We start from the raw sequence: 24,190 nt of genomic DNA, 5'->3' as shown, positions 1-24,190 counted from the left end.
CCGACAATGAGAAAGGTCGGACTGTCATCCGGTAAGCCGTGGCCGATGCCCGGAAAACGCACCACCGACCCCGGGAAGCGGCACGCACGCCGCTCACCCGACGTCACGGACCGATCACGGCGGCACCGCTTCCCGCTCGCGGTTCGGCGGTCCGGGAGCACAGAACCGCCGTACCGGCGGGCGATCCGGAGCTGGACCGGTCCTATCGCAGGTCCGCCGCGCGACAGGCCCACTCCGTTTCCAAGGCCGCCCGAAGCCCCCGATCACGAGAACGTCACCCATTCTTGGGCACTCCGCGCACCTCGGCGGAATTGCGGTACTCTCCGGACCGCCCCTCATGATCACGGCTCGGAGGGCGCGGCCCCGCGACGGGCGCCGCCCGTTCACCCCGTTTCCCCGAGCCAATCCCCGTGCGAGATTAAGGAGCTCCCATGAGGCAATCCCGCCGTCGTTTCGGCGCTCTCGCGGCACTACTCCTGGTCGGTTCGCTCACCGTCGGCTGCGGTGGCGGCGACTCCGGATCCGGTGGCGACGGGCTGGAAAAGGAGACCATCACGGTGGCCGCGCTGCCGCTGGTGGACGGGGCCGCGCTGCACGTCGGGCTCAAGCAGAAGCTGTTCGAGGCCGAGGGCCTGAAGGTGCAGGTCAAGCCGGTCCAGCAGAGCATCCAGGCGCTGCCCGCGCTGGCCAAGGGCGACGTGGACGTGATCGCCGGCGCCAACTACGTCACGTTCCTGCAGGCCCACGAGAAGGGGACGCTCAAGCTGAGCATCCTGGCCGAGGGCGCGGCACTGACCCCGAACATGATGAACGTGCTGGTCACGCCGGACTCCCCGATCAAGTCCGCCAAGGACCTGGAGGGCAGGAAGGTCGCGGTCAACATCCCCAACAACATCCAGTCGCTGACCCTGAACGCCATCCTCAAGGCCAACAACGTCGACCCGACCAGGATCCAGTACATCCAGGTGCCCTTCCCGCAGATGGGGGCCGCGCTGGAGAAGGGCCAGGTCGACGCGATCCACGTGGTCGAGCCGTTCCTGTCCGACACCCAGAAGAAGCTGGGCGCCCGGGTCGTGGTCAACGGCGGCGGCGAGCCGGTGACCGGCGTCCCGATCAGCGGCTACGTCACCACCCAGGACTTCGCCGCCAAGAACCCCAAGACCGCCGCGGCGTTCCAGCGCGCCATGCTCAAGGCCCAGCAGGCGGCGGCCGGCGACCGCAAGCGGGTCGAGGAGGTGCTGCCGGGCTACGCGCACATCGAGCCGCAGGTGGCCTCGGTGATCACCATGCCGGACTTCCCGACCTCGGTGAACACCACCCGGCTGCAGCGGATCGTGGACCTGATGACCACCGCGGGCCTGCTGAAGAGCAAGCCCGACCTGAACACCATCGTGTTCCAGTCCAAGGCCTGACGGCCGTCCCGTTCCCCTCATGACGACACAGACCGTCTCCGCCCGGTCCGGCCGGGCGGCCCGGCCCCTCACGCGCACCGGACGGTGGGCGCGGGGGGCCGTCGGCGTGGCCGCCCTCTTCGCCGCGAGCGAGCTGCTCGGCCGCGCCGGCATCGTGGACCGTTCCTATCTGCCGCCGGCCTCCTCGGTCGTGACCCGTGCGGTCGAACTGGCCGGCGACACCCTGTTCCTGCAGTACCTGGCCGACACGCTGACCGCCTGGGCGGCGGGCCTGGGGCTGGCGATCGCCGTGGCCGTCCCGCTGGGCCTGCTGCTGGGCAGCGTCCCGGCGGTCAACGCCGCCACCCGGGCGATCGTGGAGTTCCTGCGGCCGATCCCGTCGGTGGCGCTGATCCCGCTGGCCGGGCTGCTGCTGGGCTCCGGCCTGGAGATGAAGGTGGCGCTGATCGTGTACGCCGCCACCTGGCCGATCCTGTTCAACACCATGTACGGCCTGGCCGAGGTCGACCCCGCGGGCAAGGACACGCTGCGGGTGTTCGGGTTCGGGCGGCTGGAGATCCTGCTGCGGGTCTCGCTGCCGTCGGCGGCCCCGTTCATCGCCACCGGGGTCCGGCTGGCCGCGGCGGTCGCGCTGATCCTGGCCGTCGGCACCGAGATCATCTCCGGCTTCGGCGATGGCCTGGGCATCTTCATCGCGCAGGCGTACTCCGTCCCCGACGGGGCGCGCGACGTGCTGGCCGGCACCGTGTGGGCGGGCGCCCTGGGGCTGGTCATCGACGCGGCCCTCGGCGGGACGCAGCGCCGGATGTTCCGCTGGCACCACGTCCGCCAAGGCGGCACCACATGACCACGACCACCACCCCCTCCCCCGCCGTGCCCGTCGCCCCCGGGCAGGGCCGCCGGGCCGCCCGGGTCATCGGCGGGCTCACCCACCGCTGGCTGCCGTTCGCGCTGCTGATCGGCGTCTGGGAGCTGGCCACCCGGGCGGCCGAGAGCCCGTTCTTCCCGCCGCCGTCCCGGATCGCGTCCGCGACCCACGAGCTGTGGCTGTCGGGGCCGGTGAGCCGGCTGTTCCTCACCGACCTGGCGATGGACAACCTGCTGCCGAGCCTGGGCCGGATGGTCCTGGCGCTGGCGATCGCGGCGGCGGCCGGGATCGCGCTGGGCATGGCGCTGGGCCGGTCCGAGCGCGCCATGGCCTACCTGGACCCGCTGCTGCAGTTCTGCCGGGCGATCCCGCCACCGACCCTGGTGCCGGTGTTCGTGGTGCTGTTCGACCTGGGCACCCAGATGCAGGTGGCCTCGATCGTCTTCAGCGTGATCTGGCCGATCCTGCTGAACACCGCCGACGGCGCGCGGTCGGTCACCCCGCTGCAGATGGACACCGCCGAGGTGTTCCGGCTGTCGGCGGCCGACCGGATCCGGCACATCATCATCCCCTCGGCGCTGCCGAAGATCTTCGCCGGGCTGCGGCTGGCGCTGTCGCTGTCGCTGATCCTGATGGTCTTCTCCGAACTGCTGCCGGGGACCGTCAACGGCATCGGGTTCCAGCTCACCGACGCCCAGAGCCGTTCGGACATGCCGGCCATGTGGTCGGTGATCGTCCTGCTCGGCGTGCTGGGCTACCTGCTGAACACCCTCCTGCTGGCGGTGGAACGACGCACGCTCGGCCGGCGCCGCCCGGCCGACGGAAAGGGCAACGCATGACGTACACGGTCCGCGACGCGTTCTACGACTTCTGCCGGAGCGTCGGGATGACCACCATGTTCGGCAACCCGGGCTCCACCGAGCTGCGGATGTTCCGCGACTTCCCCGACGACTTCGGTTATGTGCTGGCGCTGCAGGAGACGGTGGCGGTGGCCGCCGCGGCCGGGCACGCGCTGGGCACCGGCCGGGCCGGGCTGGTCAGCCTGCACTCGGCCGGCGGCGTGGGGCACTCGCTGGGCGCGGTGTTCAACGCCTACCGGGACCGGGTGCCGGTGGTGATCCTGGCCGGGCAGCAGTCCCGGCCGATGATCCGCCACCGCCCGTTCCTGGGCGCCGACGAGCCGGCCGCCTTCCCCCGGCCCTACGTCAAGTACAGCCACCAGCCCGAACGCGGCGAGGACGTGGCCGAGGCGATCGCCGAGGCGTACCGGATCGCGATGACCCCGCCGCGCGGCCCGGTGTTCGTGTCCGTTCCCGAGGACGACTGGGACCTGCCCGCCGAGCCGGTGCCGCACCGGGAGGTGCGCGCGGACTTCACCGCCGACCCGGCCGCGCTGCGGGAGGTGGCCGACGCGCTGAACGCCGCCCGCTCCCCGGTGATCGTGGTCGGGCCGGGCGTGCAGGACGAGAACGCCCAGGACCTGGTCGTGCAGCTCGCCGAACGCGCCAACGCGGGGGTGTGGATCAGCCCGCTGTCCGGGCGGTCGGGGTTCCCCGAGGACCACCGGCTGTTCCAGGGTTTCCTGCCGCCGGTGCGCTCCCAGCTCGCCGCCCGGCTCGACGGCAACGACGTGATCCTGGTGCTCGGCGCGCAGGTGTTCACCTACCACGTGCACGACGAGGGCCCCTACATCCCCGAGGGCGCGCGGCTGTTCCACTTCGACTGCGACCCGGCGCAGACCGCCTGGTCCCCGGTCGGCACCAGCGTGCTGACCACTATCCGGGGCGGGGTGCGGGGGCTGCTGGAGCTGGTGGAGCGATCCGACCGCCCGGCTCCCCCGGTCCGGGCGCGGCTGGCCGTGCCCGAGGCCACCGACCCGATCCCGCCGGAGCTGCTGGTGGAGACGCTGCGGGAGGTGATGCCCGCCGACGCGGTGCTGGTGGAGGAGGCGCCCAGCAGCCGGGACCTGATGCACGCCCGGCTGCCGATCACCCGGCCGGGCGGGTTCCTGACCACCGGCAGCGGCGCGCTCGGCTGGGGCCTGCCGCTGGCGGTGGGCCGGTCGCTGGCCTCCTCGGGCGAACGGATCGTGTGCCTGATCGGGGACGGCTCGATCATGTACTCGGTGCAGGCGCTGTGGACCGCCGCCCAGCACCGGGTCCCGATGACCGTGGTGGTGATCAACAACCGCGGGTACGGCGCGGTCAAGGCGCTGGGCCGCCGCATCGACCTGCCCACGGTGCCCGGCACCGACATCCACGACCTGGACTTCGTGCAGGTCGCCCGGGGGATGGGCGTGCCGGGCCGGACGGTGACCAAGGCCGCCGACATCGAGCCGGCGCTGCTGGAGGGGCTGGGGCACGACGGGCCGTTCCTGGTGGACGTGACCGTCGCGGCCGACGACTCCCCGGCCTACGAGCCGTGGGCGCGTTGAGCGTCCGGTGAACGCACCGTGCGGCGGCGGACCGGCGGGCCCGCCGCCGCACGGTGGGCCTGCCCGGGCGGTCCGCCAGGCGTCCCGGCGCAGTGCCCCGCAAGCTCGGGGAAGAAGAGATCGGATGAGGCGGGGATGTGACATGCTTTGTCGCGTTCGCCTGGTCCGCCGTCGAGGATCGCTGGGGGATCTCCCTTGCTCGAAATTCAGAACCTGACGCACGCCTACGCCGACGGCCACGTGGCGGTCAGGGACGTCAACCTGACCGTGCAGGACGGCGAGCTGGTCAGCATCGTGGGGCCGTCCGGCTGCGGCAAGTCCACCCTGCTGCGGTGCATCGCCGGGCTGATCCGGCCGACCGAGGGGCGGATCGTCCTGGACGGCACCCCGGCCGACGGGGTCCCCGACAACCTCGCGGTGGTGTTCCAGGACTACAGCCGTTCGCTGTTCCCCTGGCTGTCGGTCCGCGACAACGTGGCGCTGCCGCTCAAGCGGCGCGGCATGTCCAAGGCGCAGCGCCGCGAGGCGGCCATGGAGGCGCTGGAGTCGGTCGGGCTGGCGCACGCCGGGACCAAGTACCCCTGGCAGCTGTCCGGCGGCATGCAGCAGCGGGTGTCCATCGCCCGCGCGCTGGCGTACCGGCCGTCGCTGCTGCTGATGGACGAGCCGTTCGGGTCGGTGGACGCGCAGACCCGCGAGGACCTGGAGGACCTGACCCTCAAGGTGCGCGGCAGCGACGGCATGACGATCCTGCTGGTCACCCACGACATCGACGAGAGCGTGTACGTCGGGGACCGGGTCGTGGTGCTGGGCGCCTCCCCCGGCCACGTCCGCGCCGACCTGCCGGTGGACCTGCCGGGCCCGCGCGACCAGATCTCCACCCGCGAACTGCCGGAGTTCGTCCGGCTGCGCGCCGAGGTGGGCCGGCTGGTGCGCGGCGCGGGCGAGACCGCCGCGGTCGCCAAGTAACCGCCGGGCGGCGACGAGGCGGTCACTTGGCGTCGGCGTAGCAGTCGACGACCGCGGTCTGCAGCGGGAACGCGACCGGGGTCGGCCCGAACACCATCCGCCCGGCCTGCGCGCCCGCCTCGCGGATCGCGGCGGCGACCTGCTCGGCGACGTCCCGCGGGGTGTGCACGATGACCTCGTCGTGCTGGAAGAACACCAGGTGCGGGCGGCCCGGCAGCTCCCGCAGCCGCCCGCGCAGCAGCGCCAGCAGCACCAGCGCCCAGTCGGCGGCGCTGGCCTGCACCACGAAGTTGCGGGTGAAGCGGCCCCGGCTGCGCAGCGCCGACCCGGCCCGGCCGCCGTCGTCCTCGTCGGCGGTCAGGTCCCGCCACGCGGCCGAGGGCGGCGGGCAGGTGCGGCCCAGCCGGGACCGCACGACCCGGCCCGCCTCGCCGTCCCGGGCGGCGGCCTCCACGTAGCCCAGGGCCTGCGGGAAGCGGCTGCGCAGCACCCCGAGCAGCTGGGTCGCCTCCCCGCCGCCGCCCCCGTACATCGCCGACAGCAGCGCGATCTTGGCCTTGTCGCGGGCGTCCGGGCGTCCCCCGAACGCCTCCGACAGCGCCGCGTACAGGTCGCCCTGGGCGGCCGCGGCGGCGAACGCGCGGTCTCCGGCCAGCGCGGCCAGCACCCGGGGTTCGAGCTGCGCGGCGTCCGCCACCACCAGCGCCCATCCCGGGTCGGCGACCACCGCGCGGCGCAGCACCCGGGGGATCTGCAGCGCCCCGCCGCCCCGGCTGGCCCAGCGTCCCGACACCACCCCGCCGACCACGTACTCGGGGCGGAACCGGCCGTCCTTGACCCAGGCGTCCAGCCACGCCCAGCCGTGCGCGGCGTGCAGCCTGGCCAGCTCCTTGTACTCCAGCAGCAGCGGCACCGCCGGATGGTCGACGCGGCGCAGCACGTGCGCCCGGGTGGACGGCACCGGCACCCCGGCGGCGGCGAACGCCTTGAGCAGCTGCCCCGGGGAGTCGGGGTTGACCGGCTGCCGCGCCCCGAACGCCGCGCTGATCCGGTCGGCCAGCTCCTGCAGGCGGCGGGGCCGCAGCCCGGGGGCGGGCCGGGGGCCGAGCAGCTCGGTGAGCAGGGCGTCGTGCCGGTCGGCGCGCCACGGCAGCCCGTCGTGCGTCATCTCGGCGGCCACCAGCGCGCCCGCCGACTCGGCCGCCGCCAGCAGCGGCAGCCGGCCCGCCGCGGCCAGCCTGCGGAGCTGGTCGGCGTGCACGGCGACCAGGCGTTCCAGCTCCCGCCCGGCGTCCGGGGCCTCCTCGAACAGCGACGGCTGCGCGCCGGTCTCCGGTTCGGGGGCGTCGTCGGGCACCGGCTCGCCGCGCAGCCTGGCCCACGCCGCCCGCACCGAACGGGGCTCCCCGTACCGGCCCGCGTGGCCCAGCAGCAGCGTCTCGACCAGTTCGGCGTCGTGGCAGCGGGCGACCCGGACCCCGGCGGCCAGCAGCCTGGGGTACAGCGACGCGGTGGAGGCCCACACCCAGCGGGGCCGGTCGGCGCGTTCCCGTTCGGCGACGGCGGCGCACAGGTCCGCGACCCGCTCGGGCGGCCCGGCGGGTGAGCCGTCGTCGGCCAGCGGGTGCAGCAGCCCGCCCCCGTCGGCCGTCGCCGTCACCGCGATGCGCACACGCCCATTGAACCCGGTTCAGCGCAGCGGGATCGTCACCGAGTCCTCCACCGGCGGGCGGTCCTCGTGCTCGCCGCAGCCGGTCACCCCGAAGCAGCGGATCGTGAGGGCGTCGGGGGTGACGTCGACGCGCAGGAAGTTCTTGAAGAACGGGGGCCGGTCCCAGTCGGCGAACTCCGACCGGAAGTGCTGCGGCACCTTGCGCACCGGCAGCCGCCGCATCCGGTGGCGTTCCCGGGTCCCGCACGGCACGCCCAGCAGCGCGGCCACGATCCGGGCCCGCCGGGACGGGGCGACGCCGCGGTCCCCGGCGCGGGTGGCGTCCATGCCGAGCCGGTGGGCGACCACCGCGGTCGCCTGCTGCGGGGACAGCTCCAGCCACCTCATCCGCAGCCACCGCGCGTACAGGCGGCTGTAGCGCGACAGCGAGTCGCCGCGCAGCGGGTAGCAGCGGAAGTCGCCCTCCTCGACCAGCGTGGTCCTGGGGATGACGTGGGTGGCGTGCATGAACGCGCCGCCCCCGCCGGAGACGACGTACTCGATGGTGCGGCCGTCGCCCAGGCGCCTGCTGTAGCGCTGGTAGTTGTGGATGTCGCCGCCGACCGCCGCGACGTAGTGGTGGGCGGGGTCCTCCACGATGTCGAGGATCGTGGTGGTCTCGCCCTCCAGCCGTCCGGGCTTGACGCGCCCGTCGACCAGCAGCGGCTTGCCGGTGACCAGCAGCTTGGGCTTGTCCCCCGCCGAGACCTCGCGCAGCCAGGCGGCCTGGTCGCGGTCCAGCCCGCCGGTGATGCCGGTGTCGATCCCGACGATCCGCAGCGACGGGGAGTCGATCGCCCAGTACGGGCCCGGCTGGACGGCCTGCTGGCCGGGCGCGCCCCGGAAGCGCTCACGGGCGGCCTTGAGGGCGGCCTCGTCGACCGGTGCGGGCCTGCGCCACAGCAGCCGGGCCAGCCGTCCGGTCGCGCCGCGCCAGGGCGGCGGCTCGTGCTCGCCGGGCAGGTCGCAGAACACGTGCATGAAGCCGCGCAGCCCGTCGTACCAGTCGTGGTTGCCGGGGATCGCGTAGATCGGCCCGGGGTAGCCGGCGTAGGGGCGGAAGAACTTGGCCTCGTAGTCGGCGGCCTCTCCCCCGGGATAGATGACGTCGCTGCAGATCACCATGAAGTCGGTGTCGCCCCCGGCGGCCAGCATCGGCGGCACCACCGCGTACTGCGACCGGTCGCCCTCCCCGGTGTCGCCCAGCAGCAGGAACGAGAACTCCGCCTCCTCGCGCCGCATGGTGAACGACGGATCGGGGTCGCGCCGCCGCAGCTCGCGCACCCAGGCGCGGCGGATGTCGCCGCTGGGGTCGCCGAACGCCTTGGCCACCCAGTCGTTGCGGGACCGCCACAGCACGCCGGGGTGCCGCCAGGAGAACCGGCGCACCTCCCCCGCCGCCGGCAGCAGGTCCAGGAAGCGTCCCGGGCTTCCGCACCCCCAGCCCGCACCGGCCTCGGAGGTCCGTGACGTCTCGGGTTCGGCGGGGGGTCGGGCGTCGTCGGCGCGCACGGATCTCCTCGGGGACGGTGTGCGGACACCGCAACCTTGCGGGGGCCGCCCGCTTCAGGTCAACTGTCCGCGCCGACCGTCATCGGGGGCGGCGAGGGTACTCCGGGTAGCCGTTCGGGCGCCGCTCGTACTCGCCGGTGACGGGGAACCGGTTGCCGCCGTCCGGCTGGTGCGGCACGGGCGGCTGCTGCGGGGGCCGCGCCGGGCGGCGGTCCGCGGGGGCCTGCGGATGGTGGCGCGCGGCGGGCGGCTGCCGGTAGGGCTGCTGGTCGCGAGGCGGAGGAGCGGCGCGGTGCCGGACCGGCGGGGGCTGCGGCGGCTGGTGGTGCGCGGGCGGCTGGGGACGCGGAGGCTGCGGAGGCGGGGCCGGGGCCGGGGCGGGCGACGACAGGCTCTTGAGGGCGTCCAGCGCCTGGGTCGTGGGGCCGGGGCCGTCGTCGTCGGGACCGGGCGGGGCGTGCCTGCCGCCGGCCGGCGCCTCGGCCCGGCCGTCCGGGGCGGCGTGCCGACGGCCCCGCGGCGGCGAGGAGGGCATGGCCTGCGACAACGACTCCATGAACGCGGGCACGTCACGGGCCGACAGCCGGAAGGTCCCGCTGCAGACGCCGCCGTTCCAGATGCTGATCACCATGACCTGGGCATCGGAATGCCAGCTGAGCCGCAACGCTCGGTCCTTGCCCCGGTCGTCGAAGAAGACCTCCCCGTCCCGGGGCAACGGGTTCGCGCCAGACATGGCGTTCATAGTGACCGTGCCCAGAGCGCTTGTCCAGCGCGGGCCCCGGAAGCGGTGATCGTCATCACGTCCCGTCATGCCGCGGCGGGCGGGGCCAGCACACGCAGCGCTCCGGGCAGCACACGGGCGGTGACGGGCAGGCCGCCCAGCAACTCGCCGTCCGCGCCGTACCGCAGCCGCACCCTGGCCGGGGCCGTCTGCTCGATCCGCACCTCGCGGCCGCGCAGCACCTCCACCTCGGGGCGCCGCACGTGGGTCCCCTCCGTCAGCTCCTGCATCACCTTGAAGAAGAGCAGCCGCGACGACCGGTTGAGGATCACCACGTCCAGCAGGCCGTCGTCCACCCGCGCCTGCGGGGCCACCCGCCGCCCGAACCCGTAGTAGCCGGAGTTGGCCGCGACGACGGTGTAGCCCTCCCGTTCGTAGGCGACCCCGTCGACGGTGACGCGGTAGCCGACCGCGGGCCAGGTCGCCACCGCCCGCATCCCGCCGAAGTAGTAGGCGGCGGCCCCGCGCAGCCGCGACCGGTTGGCGTAGTGGTTGGCCAGCGCGTCGACCCCGGTGTAGACGCTGCCGAGCACCGGCACCCCGTTGGCCTCGATGGCGTCGATCCTGCGCGGCTCGCCGTACAGCAGCAGCGCCGCCATCTCCTCCGCGCCGGCGGGCAGGCCGAGCTGGCGGGCGAAGTCGTTGCCGCGCCCGGCCGGGACGATCCCGATCACCGCGTCCGTCCCGGCGGCCGCGCCGGCCACGCACCCGGCCATGCCGTCGCCGCCGACGGCCAGCACCACCCGGCCCTCGTCGGCCGCCGTCCGGGCCAGGTCGGCGGCGTGCCCCAGGCAGCGGCTGTACTCCACGTCGACCCGGGCGCCGGCCTCGCGCAGCAGCCGGGTGATCCGCAGCAGCGTCGCGGCCGAGGAGGCGGCGCCGGGACCGCCGGCGGAGGGGTTGACGACCGCGGTGAAGGAACGCAGGGTCATGGTCACCTCGAGGAGGGCAGCAGGACGCCGGGGTTGAGGACGCCGGCGGGGTCGACGCGCTGCTTGACCGCGCGCAGCAGGTCCACGGCGAGCGGGCCGATCTCGGCGGCGTACCAGTCGCGGTGGTCGGTGCCCACGCCGTGGTGGTGGCTGATGGTGCCGCCCGCGGCGATGATCGCGTCGTTGGCGGCGTGCTTGGCGCGCAGCCAGTGCGCCACCGGGTCGGGCCCCTGGGCGGACACGACGGTGAAGTACAGCGAGGCGCCCGCCGGGTAGACGTGCGAGATGTGGCACATCACCACCGGCGGGGTGCCGGCGTCGGTGAGGGTGCCGGTGAGGGCGTCGCGGACGGCCGCGTACAGCGCCGGGATCTTCGACCAGAACGCGGCGGTCTCCAGGGTCTCGGCCATCGCCCCGATCTCCAGCAGGGAGTCCCGCAGGTAGGGGGCGTTGAACCGGCCGTGCGCCCAGCTCTCGCCCGGCTCGGCGCCGAGCGGTTCGCCGCCGGCCTCGCGCAGCACCCGCTCCACGGCGGCGCGGCGCGCGGCGACCTCCTGCTCCTCGCCCTCGTACCCGGCGACGGCCAGGCAGCCGGACTCCTGCAGGGCGCCGATCCGGTCCGGCCGGGCCAGGCCGATCATGGTCTCGGTCTCGTCCGACAGGCGCAGCACGGTGGGCAGCGGCCCGTCCTGGGCGACCTTCCGCAGCGCGGCCGTCCCGGCGTCGAACGAGGGGAACCGCCAACCCTCGTAGGCGGCGGTCGCGGGGGCCGGGCGGATCCGCACGGTGACGGAGGTGATGACGCCGAACGCGCCCTCCGAGCCGAGGACGAGCTGGCGCAGGTCCGGCCCGGCCGCCGACCTGGGGGCGCGGCCGAGTTCCAGCGTGCCCTCGGGGGTGGCCACGGTCAGCGCCAGGACCATCTCGTCGAAGCGGCCGTACCCGGCGGACGCCTGCCCGCTGGACCGGGCGGCGGCGAACCCGCCGATGCTGGCCCACTCGTACGACTGGGGGTAGTGGCCGAGGGTGAACCCGTGCTCGCGCAGCAGCTCCTCGGCGCGGGGGGCGCGCAGGCCCGGCTGCAGGGTCGCGGTACGGGACACCGGGTCGACGTCCACCAGGGCGTCCATGCGGCGCAGGTCCAGCGCCACGACGCCGGTGAAGCCGCCCGCCTCCGGGGCCAGGCCCCCCACCACGGAGGTGCCGCCGCCGAACGGGACGACCGCGATCCGCCGCTCGGCGCAGATGCGCAGCACCGCCAGCACCTCGTCGTGGGTCGCCGGCAGGACCACCGCGTCGGGGGCGTCGGCGACCTCCCCGGCGCGGATCCGCAGCAGGTCGGGGGTGGACTTGCCGCGGGTGTGCCGGATGCGGGTCTCGGCGTCGGCGCGCACGTGCGGATCGCCGACCGCCTGGGCCAGGGCGGTGAGGGCGTCGCCGGGCAGCCGCGGGTCGGCGACCTTGACCTGGTCGAGCCGGACCCGGGGCGCGTCGGAGGGCCGCACGCCGAGCAGGTCCTGCAGCAGCCGGGTCACCGGCTCCGGCAGTGGCGTCGCCCGGGCCGGATCGCCCCACCCGTTCCACGCCATCTGTCGCGGTTCCACCCCGTGCACCTCCTGCGTTCCGGCCGATACCCTCAGTATGGCCTTACACTGTGACATATGACGTCCATTCGTCACAAGAACACGAATGTGGACGCGGTGCTGGACGCGGCCCGCGACTGCGTGCTGGCGGTGGGGGTGCGGCGCACCACGCTCACCGACATCGCGCGCCGGGCGGGGGTGTCCCGGATGACGCTGTACCGCCGCTGGCCGGACGCCCGGCGGATCCTGGCCGACCTGATGACCCGCGAGCTCACCGAGATCGCCGGCGCGGTGGCGGCGGAGGCCGGTCCGGACGGCACGGCGCGCGACCGGCTGGTGCGCGCGCTGGTGGCCGGCGTGCGGGCGGTCCGCTCCCATCCGCTGTTGCGCAAGACGATGGAGGTCGACTCCGACCTGCTGGTGCCGTACCTGCTGCAGCGCCGGGGAGCCAGCCAGAACGCCTTCCTGCGCTACCTGGAGGGCGCCATCGCGGCGGGGCACGACGACGGCTCGATCCGCGGGGGCGACCCGGCCCGCCAGGCCCGCTCGGTGCTCCTGGTGGCCCAGTCCTTCGCGCTGTCGGCGCCGACCATGGCCGACGACGGGCACCCCCTCGACGCCTTCGACGACGAGCTCCGCGACATCCTGGAAAGGGCGCTCACCCCGTGAACTCCTCACTGAACGCCGCCCGCCGCGCCCGTGAGCTGGCGGACCTGCCCGACCGCACGTTCGACCTGCTGGTGGTCGGGCTCGGCGTGACCGGGGCGGGGGTGGCGCTGGACGCCGCCGCGCGGGGCCTGTCGGTCGTCGCGATCGACGCCCACGACCTGGCCTTCGGCACCTCGCGGTGGAGCTCCAAGCTGGTCCACGGGGGCCTGCGGTACCTGGCGTCCGGGCGGCTGGACGTGGCCCGCGAGAGCGCCGCCGAACGGGACGCGCTGATGCGGAGCATCGCCCCTCACCTGGTCTCCGCCGCGCCGTTCGTGCTGCCGCTGACCGCGGCGGTGTCCCGGTCGCAGGCGGCGCTGACATGGGCGGGGCTGGTCGCCGGGGACGCGCTGCGGGCGGGGGCCGGCACCCCCCGTTCGGTGCTGCCGGGGCCGCGCCGGCTGTCGGCGGCCCGCACCCGCGAGCTGGCCCCGGCGCTGCGGCCGGCCGGGCTGCGCGGCGGGCTGCTGTCGTGGGACGGGCGGCTGACCGACGACGCCCGGCTGGTGACCGCGCTGGCCCGGACCGCCGCCGCGCACGGCGCGCGCGTGCTGACCCGGGTCCGGGCGCTGTGGCTGGGCGCCGAGGGAGCGCTGGTCCGCGACGAGCTCACCGGCGGGGAACTGCGGGTCCGCGCCCGCGCGGTGGTGAACGCGGCCGGGGTGTGGGCGGGCGGGCTGGTCGAGGGGGTGCGGCTGCGCCCCTCGCGCGGCACCCACCTGGTGCTGCGCTCGAGCGCGCTGGGCGATCTGCGGACCGGGCTGCACGTGCCGATCCCCGGCGAGCTCAACCGGTTCGCGCTGGTGCTGCCGCAGCCGGACGGGCGGACCTATGTGGGGCTGACCGACGAGCCCGTCGACGGGCCGATCCCCGACGTGCCGGAGCCGAGCGAGGCGGAGATCGGGTTCCTGCTGGACGTGCTGGCCGGGGTGCTGGACGCGCCGGTGCGCCGCCGGGACGTGGCCGGGGCGTTCGCGGGGCTGCGCCCGCTGCTGGACGACGGGCGCGGCCGCACCGCCGACATCTCCCGCCGGCACGCGGTGCTGACCGGCCGGGACGGGGTGGTGACGGTCGTCGGCGGCAAGCTCACCACGTACCGGAAGATGGCCGAGGACGCGGTGGACGCGGCGGTGGCGGCCCGCGGGCTGTCCGCCGGGCCGTGCCGCACCCGGCGGCTGCCGCTGGTCGGCGCGGCCCCGCGGGAGCGCCTGGCCGCGCTGGCCGGGCAGGGGGTGCCCCGGCGGCTGGTGCGGCGGTACGGGGCCGAGGCCGCGGCGGTGGCGAGGCTGGCCGCCGACCGGCCCGAACTGCTGGAGCCGGTGGTGCCGGGGCTGCCGGTGCTGGGCGTGGAGCTGGCCTGGGCGGTCCGGCACGAGGGGGCGCTGGACGCCGCGGACCTGCTGGACCGGCGGACCCGGATCGGGCTGGTGGCCGCCGACCGGGCCGCCGCGCTCGCGCTGGCCGAGCGCCTCGCGGAGGCATCGGCGATCGATTGAGGGGTAGGGACCCTCCCCGAACCTGTCCGCGACTGTTAGCTTAGTCTTACCTAACAACGCGGGATCCGACGTTCTCTCGGGGGGATGCGTGCCGTCGGCGAGCCACTGTGACCACTGCCCGGGCAGCCACACCGGTGAGCGGTCCTGCCTGGCCACCGCCACCACCAAGGCGCGGTCCTGGCTGCTGATCGAGCACCCCGGTCCCTGGCCCGAGCGCATCGAGCGGCTCACCGGGCCCGCCCCCCTCGCCGCGGCCATCGCCCGCGCCACCGCCGCCGGGGTGCGCCCCCAGCTGATCCGCAGGCCCGGCCGCGCGGGGCGCCGTTCCGTCCCCCCGCTGCAGGTGTACGTCGGGTCCTCCATGCCGGGCGGCCCGGTGTGGCTGGAGGGCCGGCGGCTGTCGACCCTGGCCGAGCTGGACAAGCTGGACGACGCCATGCTCGCCGCGGTCGCGGCCGGGCGGCGGCCCGAGTTCGGGGAGCTGCTCTCCGGCGACGAGCCGGTCGTGCTGGTCTGCACGCACGCGCGGCGCAACGCCTGCTGCGCCCAGCACGGCGCTCCGCTGGCCCGGGCGCTGTCGGCACGTTTCGACCCTTTCGTCTGGGAAACGACGCACGTCGGCGGCGACCGCTACGCAGCGAACCTGGTATGCCTTCCCCACGGTCTGTACTACGGCGCCCTCGGCGTGGCCGAGGCGGAGTCGGCCGTGGCCGCGTACCTGCGCGGCGAGCTGACGCTGGAGCGGCTGCGCGGCCGGGCCGGGATGCCCGAGCCGGCGCAGGCGGCCGAGCACTTCGTCCGCGCCCGCACCGGCGCGCTGGGGGTGGACGCGGTTTCGGTGGAATCCCTCACCGGGACATCTCCGTACGAAGCGGTCATCGATGTCTCGGGCACCCGTTACCGGGCGATCGTCGAGCGCGCCGAAGCGGGGCACGAGTGCGGGCCCGACTGCGCCGAGAACAACGGATCGTGGGTTGTTAGGGGGATCACCCTTCTCAACCCGGCGGCGCTCGTGTAACCTCCTGGAGGCCCCATTTCACGGGCTTCCCGCCGCACACGGCTCCAGGACTCCATCGCAAACGGGATCCGGGGAACAGAGCGGCGCATCTAGACGTTGGACCTTTCGGCGCTTCCTTGAAAGCACGTAGAGCGTCCATGTCCGAAATTTGCTCAGCAACCAACCAAGGTGGGTGTTCCATGGCTCAGGTACGTCGGCAGGCAAACCTCCCTCGTCCCAGCTGGGGCTGGCAGGACGCCGCGGCGTGCCGGGGGGAGGACCTCGTGCTCTTCTTCGGGCCCGACGGTGAGCGGCAGCCCGAGCGCGAGATTCGCGAGCGTAAGGCAAAGCAGATCTGCATGGGCTGTCCGGTGCGCACGGAGTGCCTCGACTACGCCGTCTCCCGGCCCGAGAAGTACGGCACGTGGGGCGGTCTGAACGAGGACGAGCGCGCCTCCGAGCGCCGTCGCCGCATGCGCCGCGCCAACGCCGCCTGACCCGCGGCACGGCAGCGCGCCGGACGCCGTAGCGCACGCGTTTCCACGCCCGCGCCGAGCGCCTTCCGGTGCGCCACACGAAAACGTCACGGCCCCGCCCGCCGGGGCCGTTTGCGTTGCCTTGATCCAATCCCCCCGGCACATTTCCGGGGCCGGTCGAATTCCGGCGCGGACCGGGCCGCGCGCGGTGGAAAATTCACCGTCGCGTGTGCTCGGCGAACCACTCCGCGCTGAGTCGGCCGACCTCCTCCAGGGCGCCGGGCTCCTCGAACAGGTGCCCGGCGCCCGGCACTATCGTCAGCCGGTGCCCGGCGGTGTCGTCCATGCCCGCCAGCGCCTGCTCGTTCAGGCCGAGCACCTGCACGTCCTGCCCGCCCACGATGAGCAGGGTGGGGGCGCGCACCTCGGCCAGCGCGGGCCCGGCCAGGTCGGGCCGGCCGCCCCGGGAGACCACCGCGGCCACGTCGCCGGGCAGCCGGGCCGCCGCCACCAGCGCGGCCGCCGCCCCGGTGCTGGCCCCGAACAGCCCGACCGCAGGCGCGTCGGCGGCCGACCGCAGCCACGAGGTCGCCTCGGCCAGCCGCCGGGCCAGCAGCCCGATGTCGAACCGCAGCCGGGCGGTGCGCGCGTCGACCTCTTCCTCCTCCGGCGTCAGCAGGTCGAACAGCAGCGTTCCGAAGCCCCGCCCGTTGAGGTACTCGGCGACCGCGCGGTTGCGCGGGCTGAGCCGGCTGCTGCCGCTGCCGTGCGCGAACACGATGACCGCCTGCTCCCGGGGGACCTCGATCAGGTCGCCGGCCAGCCGCACGTCCCCCGCCGGGACCGCCAGCGCCGTCATGCCCGCCTCCCCTCCAGCAGCCGGGTCACGTCCCGGTCGGTGAGCTGGTCGAACCGCCGGTACCACTGGCCGACCGCGCGGAACGCCGCGGGCTGGGCGCACACCACGACCTCGTCGGCCTCGGCCGCCAGCATCCGCACCGAGTCGGGGGCGCCGACCGGAGCGGCCAGCAGCAGCCGTGCCGGGTGCCGCGCCCGGACCGCGCGCAGCGCCGCCCGCGCGGTCACCCCGGTCGCCAGCCCGTCGTCGACCACCACGACCGCCCGTCCGGCCGGGTCGGGCAGCGGGCGCCCGCCCCGGTAGGCGCGCACCCGGCGGTCCAGCTCGGCCCGCTCCCGCGCCACCGTGTCGGCCAGGTCCGCCTCCACCAGCCCCAGCCGGTCCAGCAGGGTGCGGTCGAACACCGGCTCGCCGCCCTCGGCGATGGCGCCGACCCCCAGCTCCGGCTGCGGCGGATACCCGATCTTGCGGGTCACCAGCACGTCCATGACGGCCGGCCGGTCCGGCCCGCCGAGCCGCCCGGCCACCTCCGCCGCCACCGGCACCCCGCCCCGCGGCAGCGCCAGGATCAGCGGGTCGGCCAGTTCGTGCGGCACCAGCAGCTCGCCGAGCACGCGGCCGGCCTCCGCCCGGTCGGCGAACGGCAGCCGCACGTGCACGGTCGCGCTGCCGCCGGTCCTTCCGAAGACCATTGCGATCACCTCTCAGGCCGCTTCCGCTACGGGCCCTACCCCGCCTGCCGCGCCCAATCCGCGGCAGGCGGGGCGGGGCGGCGGTCACGGGCGGTTGCGGCCCGACCGGCGCATCTCCCTGTGGATGATCTTCCACTTGCGGGTCTGCTCGGCGCGCAGCCGGGCGTCGGCGCGGCCCGCCATCCAGGCCGCCTCGCGCTGCAGCCTGCGCCAGCTCGCCAGCCGCCGCGGCGGCAGGTCGCCGGACTCGACGGCGGCCAGCACCGCGCAGCCGGGCTCGCTCTCGTGCGCGCAGTCGGCGAACCGGCACCCGGCGGCCAGCTCCTCGACATCGGCGAACGTCTGCGCCAGCCCTTCGGCGACGTCGTCGGACAGCCCGATCCGGCGCAGCCCCGGCGTGTCGATCACCAGCCCGCCCCCGTCCAGGAGCAGCAGCTCCCGGTGGGTGGTGGTGTGCCGGCCGCGCCCGTCCCCGGCCCGCACCTCCCCGGTCCGCATCACCGGCCTCCCGGCGAGCGCGTTGACCAGGGTGGACTTGCCGGCCCCGGACGGGCCGAGGAGGACCGCCGTCCGGCCCGGTCGCAGCCGTACGGCGTCCAGGCCGTCGCCGTCGAGCGCGGACACCGCGTGCACCCGTGCGCCGACGGCGGCGGAGGCGACGGCGTCGAGCAGGCCGGGCAGGTCGGCCGCCAGGTCGGCCTTGGTGATCAGGACGACCGGCTCGGCGCCGCTCTCCCAGGCCAGCGCGAGCAGCCGTTCGATGCGGCCGAGGTCGGTGTCGGGCGCGGCCGGTTCGACGATGTAGGCCACGTCGACGTTGGCGGCCAGCACATGCCGCGACGAGTCGCCCGACAGCCCCGACCGCGAGTCGCGGCCGACGCCGCCGCGGACGACGGCGGTGCGGCGCGGCAGGATCGCCCGCACCCTCGGCACGGGACCGGTGCGGACGGCGACCCAGTCGCCGACGCACGGCGGTTCGGCGCCGTACCCGGCGCGAAGCTCGCCCTGCTCGGTCAGCACCGTGCAGGCGCCCTTGTCGACGCGGGCCACCCGGCCCGCCAGGTGCTCGGTGTGCTCGGTGTGCTCAGTGAACGCGGCGGCCCAGCCGCCGTCCCAGCCCAGCTCGGGCAGGGGGAAGTGCGATGACGCCAATGTGGTGGCACCCTTCGGACACGGGCGCCCGTCCCCGCGTGCGGGATCAGATCAGGCGGACGCCCTGGAGGAAGAAACGAACCGGTGAGCGGGTATGGCGACGACGGCCATACGGCTCACCTCCTCTCGACAGGGCACCGCCCTCTGCGGCTGCCCCCACGTTAGCCGCCGCGGTCCGGCCGGTACAGCGGTTTTCCCGCCACAGCGGGTATGGAGGCGGCGGGAGGTGGTGCGTGGACGAGTCCGAGATCGTCGTCATCGGTGCGGGGGCCGCCGGGCTCTCGCTGGTCCACCACCTCACCGCGGACGGCGCGTCGCCCACCGTGATCCTGGTGGACGCTCCGGAGGGGCCGTTGCGCCCGCCCGAACGCACCTGGTGCTTCTGGGAGGCGGGCGACGGGGACTACGAGGAGGCGGTGGTCGCCTCCTGGCCGCGGTTGCGGGTGCTCGGCCCGGACGGCACCGCGCTGGTCCGGCGACCGGATCCGCTGCGGTACAAGATGATCCGCTCCACCGGCTTCGAGACGTTCGTGGGCCGTGCCCTGGCCGCACGCCCCACCGTGCGGCGGGTGTGCGCCGAGGTCGACACGGTGCGGAACGTCCCGGGCGGCGCCGAGATCGGCGGCACCACGGCCGAGGGGCGCCGGATGACGCTGCGCGCCCGCTGGGTGTACGACTCACGTCCGCCGCGGTCGCTGCCTCCCGCGCGTTCCACGCTGTTGCAGCACTTCCGGGGCTGGTTCGTGCGGACCGGGCGCCCGGTGTTCGACCCGGATGTGGCGTCGCTGATGGACTTCCGGACTCCGCAGCCCGCCCGGGGCCTGTCGTTCGGCTACGTGCTGCCGCTGGCGCCGGACGAGGCTCTGGTGGAGTACACCGAGTTCTCCCCCGCCCCGCTGGGCGACGACGCCTACGAACGGGCGCTGCGGCACTACACCGGCGAGGTCCTCAAGCTGGGGGCGTTGCGGGTCCGGGCCGTCGAGCAGGGCGTGATCCCGATGACCGACGCGGTGTTCCCGCGGCGGGTGGGGGACGCGGTGTTCCGCATCGGCACCGCGGGAGGGGCGACCCGTCCGGCGACCGGGTACACGTTCGCGGCGATCCAGCGGCAGAGCCGCGCCATCGCCGACGCCTACCGCCGGGGCGCCGAACCGGTGCCGCCCCCGCCGTATCCGGCCCGCTCCCGCGCCATGGACGCGGTGCTGCTGCGCGCCCTGGACCGGGGGCGGGTGGACGGCGCCGCGTTCTTCACCGGCCTGTTCGCCCGTACCCCGCCCGAACGGCTGCTGCGTTTCCTCGACGGGCGTTCCCGCCCGTGGGAGGACATCGCGATCGGCCTGAACACGCCGGTGTGGCCGATGCTGCGCACCGCCGCCGAACTTCCGCTGCTGCCCCGTCGCCGACCTTCCCGGGAGCGTCCATGACCATGCTGCGGGACTCCGATCTCGCCGCCGCCTTCGACCGTGCCGCCACCACCTACGACCGGCTGGTGGCGGCCAACCCCGGATACCACTCCCATCTGCGGCGTTCGGCCCGCAGGCTGCGGCTGCCCGGCGGCGGCGCCGGGCTGCGGGTGCTGGATCTGGGGTGCGGAACGGGCGCGTCCACGGCCGCGCTGTTGCGGGCCGCGCCGCACGCGGAGATCACCGCGGTGGACGCCTCGGCGGGGATGCTGGAACGCGCCGCCGCCAAACCCTGGCCCCCGAACGTGCGGTTCGTGCACGCCCCGGTGGAACGGCTGGCCGACGCCGGGGTGCACGGGCCGTTCGACGCCGCGTTCGCCGCGTACCTGCTGCGGAACGTCACCGACCCGGACGGGGTGCTGGCGGCGATCCGGGCGCTGCTGGGGCCGCCGCTGGGCCGGCTGGCGGTGCACGACTACACGCTCAGCGGGTCGCCGTTGCACCGGGCGGTCTGGGCGGCGGTCTGCCGGGGGATCATCATCCCGGCGGGGTCCCTCACCGGGAACGCGGACCTGTACCGCTACCTGCAACGCAGCGTGGAGGGCTTCGACACCGCCGCCGGGCTGCGGGACCGGATGGCCGCGGCCGGGTTCCGGGACGTGCGGGTGCTGCCGGTGTCGGGCTGGCAGACCGGCATCGTGCACACCGTGGTCGGCCGGCGGTGACCGCGCCCAGGGACCGGCGGGCGTGCGTGCTGGCGACGCCCGGCGGGCGGGACCGATGCACGGGGGACGTGCCGCGCGTCGCCGTCGTCGGCGGGGGCGTCGCCGGGCTGGCCGCCGCCACCGGACTGGCCGAACGCGGCGCCGAGGTCACCGTGTACGAGCGGGAGCCGGTGCTCGGCGGGCGGGTGGCGGGCTGGCCGGTCACGCTCGCGGACGGGTCGCGCGTCACGATGAGCCGGGGATTCCATGCGTTCTTTCGCCAGTACTACAACCTGCGGGGCCTGCTGCGGCGGGTCGACGGCGGGCTGGGGATGCTGGCGGGGCTGCCGGACTATCCGGTGCGGCACTCCGGCGGGATGCGGGACGGGTTCGCGCGGGTGCCGAGGACGCCGCCGTGGAGCGCGCTGGGGTTCGTGGCGCTCAGCCCGTCGTTCGGCTGGCGGGATCTGGCGCGGATGGACCCGCTGGCCGCCTCGCCGCTGCTGGACGTGCGGGTGCCGGAGGTCTACGACCGGCTCGACGCGACCGGCGCGCGGGACTTCCTGGATTCCATCCGGTTCCCCGCCGCCGCCCGGCATCTGGCGTTCGAGGTGTTCTCGCGGAGCTTCTTCGCCGATCCGGGCGAGCTGTCGGCGGCCGAGCTGGCGCTGATGTTCCACATCTACTTCCTGGGGTCGGCCGAGGGGCTGCTGTTCGACGTGCCGGCCGAGCCGTTCCCGCAGGCGTTGTGGGATCCGCTGGCCGCCTATCTGGAGCGGCGCGGGGTGCGGCTGCGGCCCGGGACGCCGGTCGAGCAGGTCCGGCCGCGTCCCGGCGGAGGCGTGGTCGTCCACGCGGACGGGACCGGCGACCACCATGACGCCGTCGTCCTCGCCCTGGACGTCGAGGGCCTGCGGGGTCTGGTCGAGCGTTCTCCCGGCCTCGGCGACGAGGACTGGCGGGCGCGTGTCGGGCGGCTGCGGACCGCTCCCCCGTTCCTGGTGACGCGGCTGTGGCTGGACCGGCCGGTGCGCGCCGACCGGCCGGGGTTCCTGGGCACCGGCGGTTACGGGTCGCTGGACAACGTGAGCGTCCTGGAACGCTGGGAGGGCGAGGCCGCCCGCTGGTCGGCCCGCACCGGTGGCTCGGTGGTGGAGCTGCACGCCTACGCGGTGGATCCGCGGGCCGATCCCAAGATCGAGCAGGAGCGCCTGCTCGCGCAGCTCCACCACGTCTACCCCGAGACCCGCGACGCCCGGATCATCGACGTCCGGCATCTGTGGCGGCGGGACTGCCCGCTCTTCGCCACCGGTTCCTACCGCGACCGGCTCACCGTGCAGACCTCCGACCCGGCGGTGACGGTGGCCGGTGACCATGTGCGCACCGGGCTTCCGGTGGCGCTGATGGAACGCGCGGCCACCAGCGGGTTCCTGGCGTCGAACGCGCTGCTGGCGCGCTGGGGCGTGCGCGGCCAGACGCTGTGGACGGTCCCCCGCCGGGGCCGTTCCGGGTTGCTGCGCGCGGTGGCCGCCCTGGGCAGGCGTCAGCCCGGGAAACGACCCGAGGCCCGCAACGCCCAGCGCCGTTCGGCGTAGGCGAGGTCGTCGCGCCACAGCCGCCCGGCCGCCAGCCGCATGAGGGGACGCACCAGCGGCGAGACCCTGCGGGCGGCGGCGAACCCGGGCCGCTCGGACGTGGCGATGACCGCCTCGATCACCGCCGTGCGGGGGCGGCCGTGCACGTCCGGCGCGAGCGGGGTGGCGTGGGTCTCCACGACGGAGGTGCGGCCCTCGCCCTCGGTGATGTGCATGACGACCGTGCGGGGCTCGGGGGCGGTGAAGGTGGCGCGGACCGGGACGACGGCGCGCCCGGCGACCTTGAACGACACGTCGACCGTGAAGTCGTCGTCCGGCGGGGCGCTCACCACCGTCAGGTCCACGAACGAGTACGGGTGGTACCAGCCGCCGTGCCAGGGATCGAGGCGGTTGGCGACCACGTCCTCGGGCTCGCAGACGCCGACGCCGGTGAACACCGCGTCGATCGACGCCGCCGGGCGCGGCCTGGCAGGGATCACCGGGCGTTCCAGCGGGGGCTCGCCCCCCAGGTCGTCCAGCCGGACCCACACCAGCACCCCGTCGTCGTGGGCGGGATAGGGGTCCCAGCCCGCGCACGAGGCGCCGTCCAGCGCCAGCCCGTGCCAGTGGCAGACCACCGCGCCGCCGACGACGCGGCTGTCCCGCAGCGGGGCGCCCAGATGCGGGCACGCGCCGGGTCCGGCGTGCAGCCGCCCGGCGCGGTCGCGCCAGGCGATGACCTCCAGACCGCCGATGCTGCGCCCGAACGGGCGGGCGCCCCGGCCGATCTCGCGGGAGGCCCCCAGCACGTACCAGTTGCCGGACGGCCTGGCGGTCGCCTGCTTCAACGCGTGCGCGATGAGGGCGGGCCGGGCCTCGCGCCAGGTCGGCCGCTGGTGATGCCAGGGCACCGGGCGTCGCAGCCGCAACGGGATGCGGGGGCGGTTCACCGGGAGGACTCCTTCGGCCGGGTGACGGGAAGGGGTTCGGGGCGGCGGGCCAGCAGCCGGAACGCGGCGACCCGGCCGGCCCCGGCGAGCGCCACCGCCGCCCGCCGCCTGCGGGGCACCACGGCCCGCCGGTGCAGCACCGCGTATCCCTGGGCGTCGATGACGCGCAGGATGTCCCGGTAGAGGGTGCGGGCGGTCTCGATGCACGGGCGGGACGCGGGCTGGAGCATCCGCAGCCCGGGCTCGGCGGTGCGGTAGGCGGCGTGCGCGAGGCCGGCGGCGGCCCGCAGCGCGGCCGGGATCCGGCGGTCGGTCCGGCCGGTGTCGCGGCTCCAGCGCAGCAGGGCGCGGTCGACCCCGTGCGCGGCCAGCAGGTCCTCGGGCAGGTAGACGCGGCCCCGGTCCAGGTCCTCGCCCACGTCCCGCAGGAAGTTGGTGAGCTGGAAGGCGATGCCCAGGGCCGCGGCGTGGGGGGCGGCCTCCTCCTGGGGCGCGACGGTGCCGAGCACCGGCAGCATCTGCAGCCCGATCACCGCGGCCGACCCGTGCATGTACGCCTCCAGGTCGGCGTAGCTGGCGTAGCCGGTGACGTGCAGATCGGCGCGCATGGACGCCATGAAGTCGGTGAAGTGCCGGTGGTCGATGCCGTACCGGGCGGCGGTGTGCGCGACCGCCCGCACCACCGGCCGGCCGCTGGTGCCGGACCGCAGCCCGGCGGTCAGGTCGGCCTCCAGCCGGTGCAGCGCGGCGGCCCGCTGCTCGATGGTGGCGGTGGTCCCCAGGTCGTCGACGATGTCGTCGGCCCAGCGGGCGAAGCCGTACAGGGCGTGCACCGCGGGCCGCCGGGCCACCGGCAGCAGCCGGGTCGCCAGGAAGTAGGTGCGGCCGTGCCGGGCGTTGAGCCGCCGGCAGTGCGCGTAGGCGGCGCGCAGGGTGGGATCGGTGATCCCCGCGGCGTCCAGTTCTCGTCGCGTCAT

General features: G+C 75.2%; 22 protein-coding genes. 12 read left to right on the top strand and 10 right to left on the bottom strand.

The annotated features are described in order from the left end of the window. The first annotated feature begins 431 nt into the window (after positions 1-431). From HNR21_RS17680 to HNR21_RS17660, 5 genes are all read left to right on the top strand, one after another. Complete coding sequence (locus HNR21_RS17680) at positions 432-1,412, top strand: ABC transporter substrate-binding protein (RefSeq protein WP_182706057.1); 981 nt, start codon at positions 432-434, stop codon at positions 1,410-1,412. A gap of 19 nt (positions 1,413-1,431) precedes the next feature. Further along, positions 1,432-2,259 carry an ABC transporter permease gene (locus HNR21_RS17675; protein WP_182706056.1) on the top strand — a complete coding sequence of 276 codons (828 nt, stop codon included), beginning with the start codon at positions 1,432-1,434 and terminating at the stop codon, positions 2,257-2,259. Next, positions 2,256-3,119 carry an ABC transporter permease gene (locus HNR21_RS36035; protein ID WP_182706055.1) on the top strand — a complete coding sequence of 288 codons (864 nt, stop codon included), beginning with the start codon at positions 2,256-2,258 and terminating at the stop codon, positions 3,117-3,119. The genes HNR21_RS17675 and HNR21_RS36035 overlap by 4 nt, the downstream gene beginning before the upstream one ends. Then, positions 3,116-4,714, top strand: coding sequence for a benzoylformate decarboxylase (mdlC, locus tag HNR21_RS17665; protein WP_182706054.1), 1,599 nt, complete (start codon positions 3,116-3,118; stop codon positions 4,712-4,714). Before HNR21_RS36035 ends, mdlC begins: the two co-directional genes overlap by 4 nt. 195 nt (positions 4,715-4,909) lie before the next feature. Beyond that, positions 4,910-5,683: an ABC transporter ATP-binding protein gene (locus HNR21_RS17660; protein WP_182706053.1), complete on the top strand. Its 774-nt coding sequence runs from the start codon at positions 4,910-4,912 to the stop codon at positions 5,681-5,683. Positions 5,684-5,705: 22 nt separating this feature from the next. On the opposite strand, the gene HNR21_RS17655 is transcribed toward HNR21_RS17660, so the two are convergent. The 5 genes from HNR21_RS17655 to HNR21_RS17635 all read right to left on the bottom strand — a co-directional run bounded on the left by HNR21_RS17655 (position 5,706) and on the right by HNR21_RS17635 (position 12,208). After that, entirely contained in the window at positions 5,706-7,355 is a 1,650-nt protein-coding gene (locus tag HNR21_RS17655; protein WP_182706052.1) for a bifunctional 3'-5' exonuclease/DNA polymerase, read from the bottom strand. A gap of 18 nt (positions 7,356-7,373) precedes the next feature. Further along, the gene (locus tag HNR21_RS17650; RefSeq protein ID WP_182706051.1) at positions 7,374-8,906 is read right to left on the bottom strand and encodes a metallophosphoesterase family protein; all 1,533 of its coding nucleotides are present in this window, start codon (positions 8,904-8,906) and stop codon (positions 7,374-7,376) included. Positions 8,907-8,985: 79 nt separating this feature from the next. Next, positions 8,986-9,639 (bottom strand): hypothetical protein, encoded by a 654-nt coding sequence (locus HNR21_RS17645; RefSeq protein ID WP_182706050.1) that lies wholly within the window; start codon positions 9,637-9,639, stop codon positions 8,986-8,988. Between the two features lie 74 nt (positions 9,640-9,713). Then, positions 9,714-10,619, bottom strand: coding sequence for a diacylglycerol/lipid kinase family protein (locus HNR21_RS17640; protein ID WP_220500199.1), 906 nt, complete (start codon positions 10,617-10,619; stop codon positions 9,714-9,716). 2 nt (positions 10,620-10,621) lie between these two features. Beyond that, positions 10,622-12,208, bottom strand: a complete 1,587-nt coding sequence (locus HNR21_RS17635) for an FAD-binding oxidoreductase (protein WP_182708696.1) — start codon at positions 12,206-12,208, stop codon at positions 10,622-10,624. 72 nt (positions 12,209-12,280) lie between these two features. Between HNR21_RS17635 and HNR21_RS17630 the strand changes: the two genes are divergently transcribed. The 4 genes from HNR21_RS17630 (at position 12,281) to HNR21_RS17615 (ending at position 15,900) form a co-directional block, all read left to right on the top strand. Beyond that, complete coding sequence (locus tag HNR21_RS17630; protein WP_182706049.1) at positions 12,281-12,871, top strand: TetR/AcrR family transcriptional regulator; 591 nt, start codon at positions 12,281-12,283, stop codon at positions 12,869-12,871. After that, complete coding sequence (locus tag HNR21_RS17625) at positions 12,868-14,406, top strand: glycerol-3-phosphate dehydrogenase/oxidase (RefSeq protein WP_182706048.1); 1,539 nt, start codon at positions 12,868-12,870, stop codon at positions 14,404-14,406. Before HNR21_RS17630 ends, HNR21_RS17625 begins: the two co-directional genes overlap by 4 nt. 88 nt (positions 14,407-14,494) lie before the next feature. Then, a complete protein-coding gene (locus HNR21_RS17620) occupies positions 14,495-15,424 on the top strand; it encodes a sucrase ferredoxin (protein WP_182706047.1) in 930 nt (309 codons plus the stop codon). Positions 15,425-15,603: 179 nt separating this feature from the next. Next, positions 15,604-15,900, top strand: a complete 297-nt coding sequence (locus tag HNR21_RS17615) for a WhiB family transcriptional regulator (RefSeq protein ID WP_021600082.1) — start codon at positions 15,604-15,606, stop codon at positions 15,898-15,900. Positions 15,901-16,096: 196 nt separating this feature from the next. Here HNR21_RS17615 and HNR21_RS17610 read toward each other — a convergent pair whose 3' ends face one another. From HNR21_RS17610 to rsgA, 3 genes are all read right to left on the bottom strand, one after another. Continuing rightward, complete coding sequence (locus HNR21_RS17610) at positions 16,097-16,738, bottom strand: dienelactone hydrolase family protein (protein ID WP_182706046.1); 642 nt, start codon at positions 16,736-16,738, stop codon at positions 16,097-16,099. Further along, the gene (locus HNR21_RS17605; RefSeq protein WP_119731142.1) at positions 16,735-17,430 is read right to left on the bottom strand and encodes a phosphoribosyltransferase; all 696 of its coding nucleotides are present in this window, start codon (positions 17,428-17,430) and stop codon (positions 16,735-16,737) included. The genes HNR21_RS17610 and HNR21_RS17605 overlap by 4 nt, the downstream gene beginning before the upstream one ends. Positions 17,431-17,514: 84 nt before the next feature. Continuing rightward, a complete protein-coding gene (gene rsgA, locus HNR21_RS17600) occupies positions 17,515-18,582 on the bottom strand; it encodes a ribosome small subunit-dependent GTPase A (protein WP_246442212.1) in 1,068 nt (355 codons plus the stop codon). Between the two features lie 233 nt (positions 18,583-18,815). Here rsgA and HNR21_RS17595 point away from each other — a divergent pair, with 233 nt between their 5' ends. From HNR21_RS17595 to HNR21_RS17585, 3 genes are read left to right on the top strand one after another with little or no spacing between them, the layout of a single operon-like run. Next, positions 18,816-20,006: a lycopene cyclase family protein gene (locus HNR21_RS17595; protein ID WP_182706045.1), complete on the top strand. Its 1,191-nt coding sequence runs from the start codon at positions 18,816-18,818 to the stop codon at positions 20,004-20,006. After that, entirely contained in the window at positions 20,003-20,710 is a 708-nt protein-coding gene (locus HNR21_RS17590) for a class I SAM-dependent methyltransferase (protein WP_182706044.1), read from the top strand. Before HNR21_RS17595 ends, HNR21_RS17590 begins: the two co-directional genes overlap by 4 nt. Continuing rightward, positions 20,707-22,284 carry an FAD-dependent oxidoreductase gene (locus HNR21_RS17585; RefSeq protein ID WP_376766592.1) on the top strand — a complete coding sequence of 526 codons (1,578 nt, stop codon included), beginning with the start codon at positions 20,707-20,709 and terminating at the stop codon, positions 22,282-22,284. Before HNR21_RS17590 ends, HNR21_RS17585 begins: the two co-directional genes overlap by 4 nt. Here HNR21_RS17585 and HNR21_RS17580 read toward each other — a convergent pair. Beyond that, on the bottom strand, positions 22,233-23,213 hold the full coding sequence (locus HNR21_RS17580) for a DUF5914 domain-containing protein (protein ID WP_312881075.1): 981 nt from the start codon (positions 23,211-23,213) through the stop codon (positions 22,233-22,235). The two genes, HNR21_RS17585 and HNR21_RS17580, sit on opposite strands and share 52 nt — an antisense overlap. Continuing rightward, a complete protein-coding gene (locus tag HNR21_RS17575; protein ID WP_119732175.1) occupies positions 23,210-24,190 on the bottom strand; it encodes a phytoene/squalene synthase family protein in 981 nt (326 codons plus the stop codon). Before HNR21_RS17575 ends, HNR21_RS17580 begins: the two co-directional genes overlap by 4 nt.

This window comes from Thermomonospora cellulosilytica (assembly GCF_014138835.1).
GTDB lineage: Bacteria > Actinomycetota > Actinomycetes > Streptosporangiales > Streptosporangiaceae > Thermomonospora > Thermomonospora amylolytica.
This window is presented reverse-complemented; position numbering and strand designations above follow the sequence as displayed.